This window comes from Schaalia sp. 19OD2882, from assembly GCF_018986735.1.
Classification (GTDB): Bacteria; Actinomycetota; Actinomycetes; order Actinomycetales; family Actinomycetaceae; genus Pauljensenia.
This window is the reverse complement of record NZ_CP065521.1, coordinates 2,124,623-2,137,924: the sequence shown is the minus strand read 5'-3', so window position 1 is coordinate 2,137,924 and position 13,302 is coordinate 2,124,623. Positions and strand designations below refer to the sequence as shown.

General features: G+C 68.0%; 6 protein-coding genes. All 6 read left to right on the top strand.

Annotated elements, in window-relative coordinates; all coding sequences use genetic code 11:
- Nucleotides 1-54 precede the first annotated feature (54 nt).
- Nucleotides 55-3,534, top strand: a complete 3,480-nt coding sequence (gene rpoB, locus I6B53_RS09300; protein WP_253953855.1) for a DNA-directed RNA polymerase subunit beta — start codon at nt 55-57, stop codon at nt 3,532-3,534.
- A 17-nt stretch (nt 3,535-3,551) separates the two neighbouring features.
- Complete coding sequence (locus I6B53_RS09295) at nt 3,552-7,463, top strand: DNA-directed RNA polymerase subunit beta' (protein ID WP_216763955.1); 3,912 nt, start codon at nt 3,552-3,554, stop codon at nt 7,461-7,463.
- A gap of 206 nt (nt 7,464-7,669) precedes the next feature.
- Nucleotides 7,670-9,454 carry an HSP90 family protein gene (locus tag I6B53_RS09290; RefSeq protein ID WP_216763954.1) on the top strand — a complete coding sequence of 595 codons (1,785 nt, stop codon included), beginning with the start codon at nt 7,670-7,672 and terminating at the stop codon, nt 9,452-9,454.
- A 27-nt stretch (nt 9,455-9,481) separates the two neighbouring features.
- Nucleotides 9,482-9,913 (top strand): hypothetical protein, encoded by a 432-nt coding sequence (locus I6B53_RS09285; protein WP_216763953.1) that lies wholly within the window; start codon nt 9,482-9,484, stop codon nt 9,911-9,913.
- The gene (locus tag I6B53_RS09280; protein ID WP_216763952.1) at nt 9,910-10,401 is read left to right on the top strand and encodes a hypothetical protein; all 492 of its coding nucleotides are present in this window, start codon (nt 9,910-9,912) and stop codon (nt 10,399-10,401) included. Before I6B53_RS09285 ends, I6B53_RS09280 begins: the two co-directional genes overlap by 4 nt.
- Nucleotides 10,402-10,404: 3 nt before the next feature.
- On the top strand, nt 10,405-13,293 hold the full coding sequence (locus I6B53_RS09275; RefSeq protein WP_216763951.1) for a hypothetical protein: 2,889 nt from the start codon (nt 10,405-10,407) through the stop codon (nt 13,291-13,293).
- Nucleotides 13,294-13,302: the final 9 nt, after the last annotated feature.

Below are 13,302 nucleotides of genomic sequence, written 5' to 3'. Positions count from 1 at the left end.
CAGGTAATGGGCGCGAAGAGCGTTCGCGCATGGACAACGCCCGGAAGGACCCCCGTGACCGCCAGTCACTCCGCTTCCACCCAGCCCAGGACCCGAATCTCCTTCGCCAAGCTCCGCGAACCCCTCCAGGCCCCCAACCTTCTGGGCCTGCAGACCGAGAGCTTCGACTGGCTTCTCGGCAATGACGCGTGGAAGGCGCGTGTTGCCGCCGCCCAGGCACAAGGACGCGACGACATCCCCGACGTGTCCGGCCTGGAGGAGATCTTCGCCGAGATCACCCCCATCGAGGACGTGGCCGAGACCATGTCCCTGACCCTTCGCGACCCGAGCTTCGATTCCCCGAAGTACACGGTCGACGAGGCCAAGGCCAAGGATTACACGTACTCCGCCGCCCTGTACGTCTCCGCCGAGTTCATGAACTACGGCACGGGCGAGATCAAGACCCAGACGATCTTCCTGGGCGACTTCCCGCTCATGACCGAGCGCGGCACCTTCATCATCAACGGCACAGAACGTGTCGTCGTCTCGCAGCTCGTGCGTTCCCCGGGCGTCTACTTCGAACGCACCTCGGACCGCACCTCCGACAAGGACGTGTTCGGTGCCAAGGTCATCCCGAGCCGCGGTGCGTGGTTGGAGTTCGAGATCGACAAGCGCGACGCCGTGGGCGTGCGCATCGACCGCAAGCGCAAGCAGTCCGTCACCCACTTCCTCAAGGCCATCGGCATGACCGAGGCCGAGATCCGCGAGCAGTTCGCCGACTACCCGGTGCTGCTGGAAACCCTCGAGAAGGACACCGTGTCCACCCGCGAGGAAGCCCTGCTCGACATCTACCGCAAGCTGCGTCCGGGCGAACCCGCCAATGTCGAGTCCGCCGCCGCACTGCTGGAGAACTTCTACTTCGAGAAGAAGCGCTACGACCTGGCCAAGGTCGGCCGCTACAAGATCAACAAGAAGTTGGCCCTCGAGGTCGACCCGCATGTCTCGGTCCTCACCCTGGAAGACATCGTCGCCACGGTGAAGTACCTGCTCAGCCTTCACAAGGGGGAGCGGACCTTCGCGGGCACCCGCCACGGTGAGCCCGTCGAGGTGCGCGTCGAACCCGACGACATCGACCACTTCGGCAACCGCCGCATCCGCGCCGTGGGTGAGCTCATCCAGGCCCAGGTCCGCACGGGTCTGGCCCGCATGGAGCGCACGGTGCGTGAACGCATGACCACCCAGGAGCCCGACGCGATCACCCCGACCTCGCTGATCAACATCCGCCCGGTCGTCGCCGCGATCAAGGAGTTCTTCGGGACCTCGCAGCTCTCGCAGTTCATGGACCAGAACAATCCGCTGGCGGGCCTGACCCACAAGCGTCGCCTGTCCGCGCTCGGCCCCGGTGGCCTCTCGCGCGACCGCGCCGGCATGGAGGTCCGTGACGTCCACCCCTCGCACTACGGCCGCATGTGCCCCATCGAGACCCCTGAAGGCCCGAACATCGGCCTCATCGGCTCGCTGGCGACCTTCGCCCGCATCAACCCCTTCGGTTTCATCGAGACCCCGTACCGCGTGGTCAGGGACGGGCGCGTCACCGACGAGGTCGCCTACCTGACGGCCGACGACGAGTTCACGCACTTCATCGCGCAGGCCTCCTCGCCACTGGACGCCGACGGCGCCTTCAGCGAGGAAATGGTCCTGTGCCGCGTGGCCGGCGAGGACCCGACGCTCATCCACCGCGACCGCGTGGACTACATGGACGTCTCGGCCCGCCAGATGGTGTCCGTGGCCACCGCCTTCATCCCCTTCCTCGAGCACGACGACGCCAACCGTGCCCTCATGGGCGCGAACATGCAGCGTCAGGCCGTGCCGCTGCTGACCACCGAGGCGCCGCTGGTCGGCACCGGCATGGAGCGCCGCGCCGCCCAGGACTCCGGTGAAATGGTCATCGCCCGCCACTCGGGCGTCGTCACGGAGGTGAGCGCCGACCTGGTCGTCGTCACCACGGACGAGGGTGGACGCGACACCTACCGCCTGGAGAAGTTCGAGCGCTCGAACCCCGGCAACTGCACCAACCAGCGTGTCATCGTCGACGAGGGCGACCGTGTCGAGGTCGGCACCGTCCTGGCCGACGGCCCCGCCACCGACAACGGTGAGGTCGCCCTGGGCAAGAACCTGCTGGTGGCCTACATGTCGTGGGAGGGCCTCAACTACGAGGACGCGATCATCCTGTCGCGCCGCGTCGTCGAAGAGGACGTCCTGACCTCCATCCACATCGAGGAGTACGAGGTCGACGCCCGCGAGACCAAACTCGGTGAGGAAGAGATCACCCGCGACATCCCCAACGTCTCCGAGGAGTCCTTGGCCGACCTCGACGAGCGCGGCATCATCCGCATCGGCGCCGAGGTCACCGCCGGCGACGTCCTCGTCGGCAAGGTCACCCCCAAGGGTGAGACCGAATTGACCAGTGAGGAGCGCCTGCTGCGCGCCATCTTCGGCGAGAAGGCCCGCGAGGTGCGCGACACCTCCCTGCGCGTGCCCCACGGCGAGGAGGGCATCGTCATCGGTGTGCGCGAGTTCAACGACGAGGAGGACGACCTCAACCCCGGCGTGCGCCAGACGGTGCGCGTGTACGTGGCCCAGCGCCGCAAGATCACCATCGGTGACAAGATGGCCGGCCGCCACGGCAACAAGGGTGTCGTCTCGAAGATCCTGCCCGTGGAGGACATGCCCTTCCTCGAGGACGGAACCCCCGTCGACATCATCCTCAACCCGCTGGGTGTGCCCGGTCGCATGAACGTCGGCCAGGTGCTGGAGTACCACCTCGGGTGGCTGGCCCACCAGGGTTGGGACGCCACCGAGGCCGTCGAGGCCGGCGAGGAGTGGACCAGGCACCTGCCCGAGGGCGCCGTCAGGACCGAGCCCGAGACGCTGGTGGCCACCCCCGTCTTCGACGGCCTGGAGGCCGAGGAGCTGCAGGGTCTGCTGCGCAACGTCAACCCGAGCCGCGACGGTGACCGGCTGACGAACCACGAGGGCAAGGCGCGCCTGTTCGACGGGCGCTCCGGAGAGCCCTTCCCGTACCCGATCGCCGTCGGCTACGCCTACATGCTCAAGCTGCACCACCTCGTCGACGACAAGATCCACGCGCGCTCCACCGGCCCGTACTCGATGATCACGCAGCAGCCGCTGGGCGGGAAGGCCCAGTTCGGCGGCCAGCGTTTCGGCGAGATGGAGGTGTGGGCGCTGGAGGCCTACGGCGCCGCCTACGCCCTGCAGGAGCTGTTGACCATCAAGTCCGACGACACGATCGGCCGCGTGAAGGTCTACGAGGCGATCGTCAAGGGCGAGGACATCCCCGAGCCGGGCATCCCCGAGTCCTTCCGGGTCCTCATCCAGGAAATGCGTTCCCTCTGCCTGAACGTCGAGGCCCTCGACGCGGCGGACAACGTCATCGACCTGCGCGACGAGGACGACGACTTCAATGCGCGCGAGGACCTGGGCATCGCCCTCGAAGCCCGTCCCAACGCTGCGGCGACCATCGATGCGATCTGAGAACTGAGGAGTAAACGTTGTTGGACGCCAAAACTTTCGAAAGCCTGAAGATCACCCTTGCCACCAGCGCCAACATGGGCCCGGTGTCCCAGGGTGGATGGTCCTGGGGCGAGGTGAAGAAGCCCGAGACCATCAACTACCGCACGCTCAAACCCGAACGCGACGGTCTCTTCGGTGAGCAGATCTTCGGCCCCACCCGCGACTGGGAGTGCGCCTGTGGCAAGTACAAGCGCGTGCGCTACAAGGGCATCATCTGCGAGAAGTGCGGTGTGGAGGTCACCCGCTCCAAGGTGCGTCGTGAGCGCATGGGGCACATCGACCTGGCCGCCCCGGTCACCCACATCTGGTACTTCAAGGGCGTGCCCTCGCGCTTGGGCTACGTGCTCAACCTGGCCCCGAAGGACTTGGAGAAGGTCATCTACTTCGCCGCCTACATGATCACCGAGGTCGACGAGAAGGGGCGCCACGAGGACCTGGCCGACCTGCGCGGAGAACTCGAGGTGGAGAAGAAGCACCTGGAGGACGAGCGCGACACCGCCATCAACGCCGCCGCCGAGCAGCTCGAGTCCCACCTGGCCGCGATGGAGGCCGAGGGGCGCAGCGCCAAGGACCGTGAGAACGCCCGCCGCAACGGTGAGCGCGACATGGCCAAGATCCGCCGCCGCTTCGAGGCCGACCTGGACGACCTGGAGAAGGTGTGGGATCGCTTCAAGGACCTCAAGGTCGGTGACCTGGAGGGCGACGAGCGCCTCTACCGTGCGATGAAGGTCCGCTACGGCACCTACTTCAAGGGTGACATGGGCGCTGCCGCCATCCAGAAGCGACTGCAGACCTTCGACCTGGCCGGCGAGGTCGAGCAGCTGCGTCAGGTCATCGCCAGCGAGACCGGCCCGCGCAAGACCCGCGCCATCAAGCGTCTGAAGGTCATCAACGCCTTCGTGGCCACCGGCAATGCGCCCGAGTCCATGGTGCTCACCTGCATCCCGGTCATTCCGCCGGACCTGCGCCCCATGGTGCAGTTGGACGGTGGCCGCTTCGCGACCTCGGACCTGAACGACCTGTACCGTCGCGTCATCAACCGCAACTCGCGTCTGAAGCGACTGCTGGAACTGGGTGCGCCGGAGATCATCGTCAACAACGAGAAGCGCATGCTCCAGGAGTCGGTGGACGCCCTCTTCGACAACGGCCGTCGTGGCCGTCCTGTCGCGGGCCCGGGCAACCGTCCCCTCAAGTCGATCTCCGACATGCTCAAGGGCAAGCAGGGGCGTTTCCGCCAGAACCTGCTGGGCAAGCGCGTCGACTACTCGGGCCGTTCGGTCATCGTCGTCGGACCGCAGCTCAAGCTGCACCAGTGCGGTCTGCCCAAGCAGATGGCACTGGAACTGTTCAAGCCCTTCGTCATGAAGCGTCTGGTCGAGAAGAACTTCGCGCAGAACGTCAAGGCCGCCAAACGCAAGGTGGAGCGTCAGCGCCCCGAGGTGTGGGACGTCCTGGACGACGTCATCCGCGAGCACCCGGTGCTGCTCAACCGCGCCCCCACCCTGCACCGTCTGGGCATCCAGGCCTTCGAACCCCAGCTCATCGAGGGCAAGGCCATCCAGCTGCACCCGCTGGCCTGCGGCGCCTTCAACGCCGACTTCGACGGCGACCAGATGGCGGTCCACCTGCCGCTGGGCGCTGAGGCGCAGGCCGAGGCCCGCATCCTCATGCTCTCGACGAACAACATCCTCAAGCCCTCCGACGGCCGCCCGGTGGCCATGCCCTCGCAGGACATGATCATCGGATTGTTCCACCTGACCTCGGATCCCGATCCGTCCGTCGAGGTGGCGCGTGACTCCGCGGGCGAGGAGATCCTCCCGGCGTACTCCAGCCCGGCCGAGGCGCGCATGGCCTTCGACAACGGCGACCTGCACCTCAACGCCCGTGCGCTCATCCGTTTCTCCGGGATCGTGCCGCCCGTGGGGTGGCAGGCCCCCGAGGGCTGGAACGAGGGCGACGACGTCCTGCTGGAGACCTCGCTGGGTCGCGCGATCTTCAACGAGCAGCTTCCCGTCGACTACCCCTTCGTCAACGAGGTCGTCGGCAAGAAGCAGCTCGGCCAGATCGTCAACGCCCTGACCGAGCGCTACCCGAACGTCCTCGTCGCCGAGTCGCTGGACGCATTGAAGGCGGCCGGGTTCCACTGGTCGACGTGGTCGGGCGTCACCATTGCCTTCTCCGACATCCAGGCCTCTCCCCGCAAGGAGGAGATCCTGGCCCGCTACGAGGAGCGCGCCGCCCAGGTCCAGGACCAGTACGAGACGGGCTTCATCTCCGAGGACACCCGCTACGAGGAGTTGGTCAAGCTCTGGCTGGAGTGCACCAAGGAGGTCGCCGAGGACATGCGCGCGAACTTCGAGGAACGCAACACCGTGTACCGGATGGTGTCCTCGGGTGCGCGAGGCAACTGGTCCCAGGTCCAGCAGTTGGCGGGTATGCGTGGCCTGGTCTCGGACCCGAAGCAGAAACTCATCGAGCGTCCCATCAAGGCGAACTACCGCGAGGGTCTGACGGTCCTGGAGTACTTCATCGCCACGCACGGCGCCCGCAAGGGCCTGGCCGACACGGCTCTGCGCACCGCCGAGTCGGGCTACCTCACGCGTCGTCTGGTCGACGTCTCCCAGGACGTCATCGTCCGTGACGCGGACTGCGGCACCCGCGGTGGCATCCGCATCCCGGTGGCCGAGCAGGTCGACGGGCAGTGGGTCAAGTTGGAGACGGCCGAGACCACGGCCTACGCCCGGACCCTGGCCCGTGATGCGGTGGCCGAGGACGGCACGGTGGTCCTGGAGGCCGGCACGGACCTGGGTGACGACCAGCTGGCCGCCCTCGTGGCCGCGGGAGTCGCGGAGGTCACCTGTCGTTCGGTCCTGACCTGCGAGTCGCAGGTCGGCACCTGCGCGACCTGCTACGGCCGTTCCTTGGCCACCGGCAAGCAGGTGGACATCGGCGAGGCGGTCGGCATCATCGCCGCCCAGTCCATCGGCGAGCCCGGCACGCAGTTGACGATGCGCACCTTCCACACCGGTGGTGCGGCCTCGGCCTCCGACATCACGCAGGGTCTGCCGCGTGTCCAGGAGCTCTTCGAGGCCCGGACCCCCAAGGCCGAGGCCAAGATGGTCGAGGCCGCCGGAAAGATCCACATCGACGACGAGGATCCTGCGGTGCGTCGCATCGTCGTCACCCGCGACGACGGCAAGGAGGACCTGGTCATCGAGCTCTCACGTCGCCAGAAGCTCTTGGTGGCCGAGGGTGAGCACGTCGCAGCCGGCACGCCTTTGACCGAGGGCCAGTTGGACCCCAAGGAGGTCCTGCGCATCATGGGTCGCAATGTGGCCCAGAAGCAGCTGGTGGACGAGGTCCAGAAGGTCTACCGCGACCAGGGTGTGGGCATCCACTCCAAGCACATCGAGGTCATCGTGCGTCAGATGCTGCGCAAGGTGACCATCCTGGAGCCGGGTGACACGACCTTCATGCCGGGTGAGCTGGTGGACCGCATGGCCTACCTGTCGCAGAACCGGAAGGTTGCCGCCGAGGGCGGTCAGCCCGCTTCGGGTCGTCAGATGCTCATGGGCATCACCAAGGCGTCGCTTGCCACGGACTCGTGGCTGTCGGCGGCCTCCTTCCAGGAGACCACGAAGGTTCTCACCGAGGCCGCAATGAACGGCAAGAAGGACTTCCTGGTGGGTCTGAAGGAGAATGTCATCCTCGGCAAGCTCATCCCGGCGGGTACGGGCCTGGCCCGTTACAACGACGTCATTGTCGAACCCACTGCGGAGGCCTTGGCGAACTCGAACTACGCCGACATGGACTTCGCCGACGGCGAGGTCTCCGAGGACTTCCTCGACGCGCTCGGCTCAATCGATTTCGGCATGAACTTCCAGGAGTGAGTGGCAACCGACTCGGCGGCCCCTGCGAACCCGTGAGGGAATGCAGGGGCCGCCCCGTCTTCCCGTGAGATTCGTCCCTCCTCCCGTGAGATTCGTCGGTCAGCACCGTCCGGTCGACTCCTGGCGCAAGGTGCGTTGAGGCCCGCAGATGGGAGGATGTGCGCAAGGATGGGGGCCGGGGCCCGAGTCGAACGGAGAAGACCTGCATGGACGCCACCTTCCGCGTCGATCTGCGCGGCATGGTCGAATTGCTTTCACGCCACCTGTACTCCGGGCCGCGTGTGTATGTGCGTGAACTCGTCCAGAACGCCCACGACGCGATCCTGGCCCGGCGCGCCCTCGACCCCAGCGCACCCGCCCGCGTCGACATCCGCATCACCGATGACCGCCTGACCTGCACAGACAGCGGCATTGGGCTCACCTTCAACCAGGCGGCCACCTTCCTGGCGACGATCGGCTCCTCCTCCAAACGCGACGAGCTGGGGATGGCGCGAGGCGACTTCCTCGGACAGTTCGGCATCGGCCTGCTCTCCTGCTTCATGGTCAGCGACACGATCACCGTCCACTCCCGCAGCGCCACCACCCCGAACGCCCCGACCGTCGAATGGACGGGCAGGGTCGACGGCAGCTACGCGGTCCGCACCCTCGGCCCCGGGGACGAGGGCGCCCTGCCGAGCCCCGGCACCCGGGTGAGCCTGGCTCCGCGCCCCCACGAGGAATGGACGAGGCCGGCCACCGTGCGCGCCCTGGTCGACGAGTTCGCCGAATTGCTGCCCCTGGACCTGCGGGTCGAGGCCGGCGGGGAGACCACCCTGCACTGCCGCACCACCCCGGTGTGGGAGCTCAGCCACCATGAACGCGTCCTGTGGTGCGAACAGCACCTGTCCTTCACGCCCCTGGACGTCATCGACCTGGACGTTCCCGTGGCAGGCCTGAAGGGTGTCGCCTTCGTGGCGGACTCCGTGCAGACTGCGGGCCGCCCACATGACACCGCACACGTCAAAGGAATGCTCATCTCGCGCGGAGGGGCGCGCTTGGCACCCATGTGGTGCTACTTCACGCGAGTGGTGGCCGGGGCCGAGCACCTGCGGCCGACGGCCTCGCGCGAACAGTTGGTCGAGGACGACCTGATGGACCTGGTCCGCGACCAGGTGGGCAGCACCGTCCTCGACTGGCTCGCCCGACTCTCCAGAGTGGCACCCGGGCGGTTCCGCGCCTTCCTTGCCTCCCACGCATCCGCCCTGCTGCAGGTGGCGCTGGAGGACGCCTCCACCCTGGAGGTCGTGGCCCGCACCTATCTCTTCGACACGACAGCCGGAGGAATGACCCTCGAGGACATCGCCTCCTGGGGCTCCACGGTGCGCTGGACCCGCACCAGCGACCAGTTCCGGGCACTGGCAGAGGTGGCGCGCGCCCAGAGGATCCTGTTGGTGGACGCCGGTCACGTCAATGAGGAACCGGTTCTCCAGGCATGGTGGCGCGCCGGCGGCCAGGACCGGCACAGTCTGGACCTGGCCCTTGTCGACCCGGAGGAGATCCTCGCGACCTTCGGCCAGTGCACGCCGGCGGAGCTGGCCGAAGCCTCGGACCTGCTCTTCCTGGCGGAGGAGGCGATCCCACCTCAGGAGTGCCGCATCGTCCTGCGGCGCTTCGAGCCGGGCACGATGCCGGCCGTCCACATGCCCGATCCGGACCTGGCCTCACGCCTGGCGGACAGGTCCTCACGGGCGGCGGCCTCAGGCGTGTGGGAGGACGTGCTGGGCGTGTCCGACCCCTTTGCCCGGGACCGCTCGCCGGTCCTGGTCCTCAACCTCAACAGCGCCGTCGTGGCGCGCCTGGTGCGATCCGAGGCCCCTGCGCAGACCCGGACCACCGTCCTTCGGGGACTCTACGTGCAGGCGCTGCTTGCCGGCCGCCAGCCCCTGGGTGCCAAGGAACGCGTGTGGGCGGCACAGGTCATGGGAACCTTGCTGGACTCCGCCCTGTCCTGACCGGCCTCAGCCTGTAACGTGGGGCACATGTCTCGACTACCGCGAGTGACCATCGCCAGGGTCCTGCACTGGGCCGGCACCCACGACATCGCCACCGCCTGGGAGGACGGTGCGGTCACACTGGACCCCGAGGGCCGGGCCGTCCTCGTCCACGCCCTGACCGACCAGGTCATGGTCCTGCGCACCACCGAGGAGGTCGAAACCGACAACCTGCCCGTCGAGGACCTGGCCGACGCCATCCGCCAGTCCGACACGCAGCTGTGGTCGACCCGCGCCGTCCTGCAGAGCAGGGAACCCCTGCCCCGCACCCCCATGACGGTGGATGTCACGGTGAATGTGGCGGCAGGGCTCAGCGACGTCCAACTCGACACCGCCCTGTGCGACGCCCTGCGCGCCCTGCAGGAGGGCCGCATGCGCACGACCCGCGCCATTTCGACGATCGTGGAGGAACGCCGATGATCCCATGGTGGAGGAAACCCTCGGAGGAGGTCGCCCCGCCGCTGACCGAGGAGCGCCTGAAGGCCCTGCTGGGCTCCGCGGACCCACAGGTCCAGGTCGAACACACCGAGGCCGGCACGGTGTTCCTCCTCCACCTGGGGGGACATGACTACGACATCGTCCTCGGCCCCCAGGGGCGCCTGGCCATGGTGCGGTCAGTGCTCGGCGAGGAGGGCTTCACGACCATCCCGGAGGGGCGCGAGTTCCTGCGCCGACAAGCCGTGGAGCACCAGTGGCCGCTCATCGGCATTCGCAAGGCCCCGCAGATCGGCCCCGACGCGGAGGTCCTGGAGCTCCAGTGTTGGCAGGTGGCCACCGGAGGCATGTCGGACACGCAGTTCTACATGCTGGTCAACGACTGGATCTCGCAGGTCGGCAGGGTCCGCGACGCCTTCGTGGACCTGCTGCGTTCCAATGCTCGCGCGGCCGCTCGCAGGGAAGGGGAGTGAAGGATGGACAACGCCGACGAGATCCGTTCCGCCATCGCACAGGGACTGACCATGCCCAATGAGGCGCCGACCTTCGACCTGCTCTCACGCGCCGTGTTGGCCGCAGACGAGTTGGGCGAAAAGGCGCTGGCAGTCGACGCCCGTCTTGCACTGGTGCGCGCCTACGTCTTCTCCGCAGAGGCGGAGAAGGCGCTGGCTCCTTTCGCGTGGTGCCTGCACACCTTGCGGACCACCCCCGAAGTGGTGCCCGACCATTCAGTGGCGTCGATCCTGTGGTACTTCAAGAGCGCCGTCACCATCGCCGCCGCTTCTCCCCGCGTGTCGGCTGAACAGGTCCACGCCCTGGAGCAGGACATGGAACGTGAGTACCGCGCGCAGGGCAAGTCGATGCACGCGGTTCACGGGACACGTGTGCGCTCCGCGCGGCACCTGGGCGAGGAGGAGCGCCGCGAACGAGAACTCGTGGCATGGCGGGCCGCTCCACGTGATGACCGCTCCGACTGCGAAGCCTGCGACCCGGAGCGGGAGATCCAGTGGTTCATCGACCAAGGGCAGGACGAGGCCGCGTTGGCGGTCGCCTCCCCGATCCTCACGGGCCAGCTCGGCTGCAAGGAGCAGCCCGCCAGGGTCCAGGCCCTGGTGGCAGCCTCCATGGAACGACTCGGCAGGCGGGAAGAGGCCTGGCGCACGCATGTGGCCGCCTACCGACGTCACCGCGCCCAGGAGCGTCACATCGGGCAGATCGGCGACCACCTGACGTACCTGGTGGTCTCGGGGCGCCTGCGCCGCGGACTCGCGGTCCTGCGCGCGCACGGGTCGTGGACGAACCGCATCTTCCAGGTCGCTCATCTGCTCGCCTTCCTGGCCCCGGCCACGGCCCTTCTGGAGTCCTTGGTCGAGGCCGGGGCGGGGGAGGAGCTCCTGGGGGTGGACCTGCCCGCGCACGAGGTCTTCAGCCCCGGTCACGAGGTCGGGGCGGGCTCCACCATTGCCGAGGCCGCAGAGGCCCTGCGTCGGTGGGCCTGCGTGATTGCGGCTGACTTCGACCGCCGCAACGGCAACACCGTCGTGTCCAGTCGCATCGGGCGCACCATGTCGACTCGCCCCCTGGACCCCGACCGCGGCGAGGACACGGTCGAGTTCTTCGAGGTTCCGGCGGCCCCGGCCCCACCGGGAAATGGCAGTGCGAATGCGCCCTCGTCGCCCGCCTCCCCAGGCTCCCACGGGCCGCGACTGCCGTGGAGCGGATCGGCCCGCCCCGTTGCGCCGACCCACCCTAAGGACTTGGCCGAGGCGATCGCAGAGCGTTCCTTCCACGCGTTGCGGGCCGACAGGGACCGGGCGGGCGCCGGATGGGACGCAATGGTCGAACTCCTCGACCAGGACGTGCCCTCCGAAGTGGCCGTGGACGCGCACGCGTGCGCCGTCAACGCCTTCCACGCCTTGGCCGATGCGACGTCGGCCGAAGGGCACCTCCAGGCGATGAGGGACCTTGTCGACATGGAGAGCACCGACCCGGCGACCCTCTTCGACCGTGTCCAGCTGTTCATGGCCGAGGCCACGCTCGCACCGTCGGGGGACCAGGACGCGTGGCCGCCACTCGTTGCCACGGCGGTCGACCTGGTCCGCCAATTGCGCACCCGGCTGGACCAGTACTGCGCTGAGCAGGAACTGCGCGAGATCGCGCTGGCGTCCGTCCTGCTCACGTGGCCGCCCACCCAATGGCGTGATGAGACCCTGGCGGCGGAGGCAATCGCCCTGTGCGAGGACGCCACCCGCGCCCTCGTCGCCGTGGCCGGTGACCCCGACCGACTCCACGAGGCACGCGCCCTCACCGGCGTGGAGATGGTGCGAGCCGTGATGGGCGATGTCCTGGGGGCCTGCCAGAGGCTGGACGCCCTGCTGATGAGCTTCGAGACCGTGCCCATGTCGGTCTTCCTGGGCGCCAACCGGGCACTCGCCAACATCAGTGCCAGTCACGGCTTCAAGGAGGAGGCCATCCACAGCCTGCGCGAGATCGTCAACCTCTACGGCGCGGCAGGCAGGGTCCCGTTCGTCCTGGCCGACATGCAGCTGCTGGTTCGACTCCTGGCCAACAGCGGGCGGACGATGGAGGCCGCAGAGGTGTTGGAGACCTGCCTGGAACACTGCCGGGGTCCGCGCTACGCGGAACTGCGACTGAGATTGCGCACCTCGCTGTTGACCCTCTTCGTCGAATTGGAGGAGGACGAGTCGCTGCTGCCCCTGGCGTTGGAGTGTGCGCGTGCGCGCGGCGAGCGCGGCGAGACCGAGACCCAGCAGTACTGCCTGGAGAAGGCGGGGGCGGCGGCGCGCGGGCTGGGTGACTTCGACCAGGCTTCTGAGCTCATGCAGCAGTGCGCCGCCCTCGAACAGGGGGAGGACCTGCGCTCGCAGTTCACGCGCGAAAGGTACCTGCTCAGCGCCGCCATGGACCTGTCCTCGCAGCCGACCCTGCACTTGGCGCGTGAACGCCTGGACCGGATCCGCGACCTGCTGGACCAGGCGGAAGGCCTGGTGCGCAAGATGGAGGTGGAGCAGGGCTCCGACTTCTCGCCCCTGTGGGAGCTGTCCCATGTGGAGGCGACGCGCTCGCAGTGCCTGCTGGCCTGCGGCGAGGAGGACGAGGGCCTGGCTCGCGCCGAGCGCGCGCTCGCGGGCTTCCGGGAAACCGGGGACGCAGACCGGGAGCTGCGGATCCTTCTGGTGGCGGCACGGGTGTTGCTGCTGGGGCGCGAGCGACCGGGTGCTCGGGAGGACGCCCGTCGTCTGCTGGAGGAGGCCGCCCCGATCCTGGTCCGGTGGAGCGAGGATGCGGATGTGTGCTGCGAGCACGAGCGCTTGACGCAGATCCTCGAACGAGGCCGCCCCTGAGCGCTCCGT

What these genes read in the sequence shown, in the direction of transcription:
- I6B53_RS09290 (WP_216763954.1), top strand. Translation starts at nt 7,670, where the DNA reads ATGGACGCCACCTTCCGCGTCGATCTGCGCGGCATGGTCGAATTGCTT.
- I6B53_RS09285 (WP_216763953.1), top strand. Translation starts at nt 9,482, where the DNA reads ATGTCTCGACTACCGCGAGTGACCATCGCCAGGGTCCTGCACTGGGCC.
- I6B53_RS09280 (WP_216763952.1), top strand. Translation starts at nt 9,910, where the DNA reads ATGATCCCATGGTGGAGGAAACCCTCGGAGGAGGTCGCCCCGCCGCTG.
- I6B53_RS09275 (WP_216763951.1), top strand. Translation starts at nt 10,405, where the DNA reads ATGGACAACGCCGACGAGATCCGTTCCGCCATCGCACAGGGACTGACC.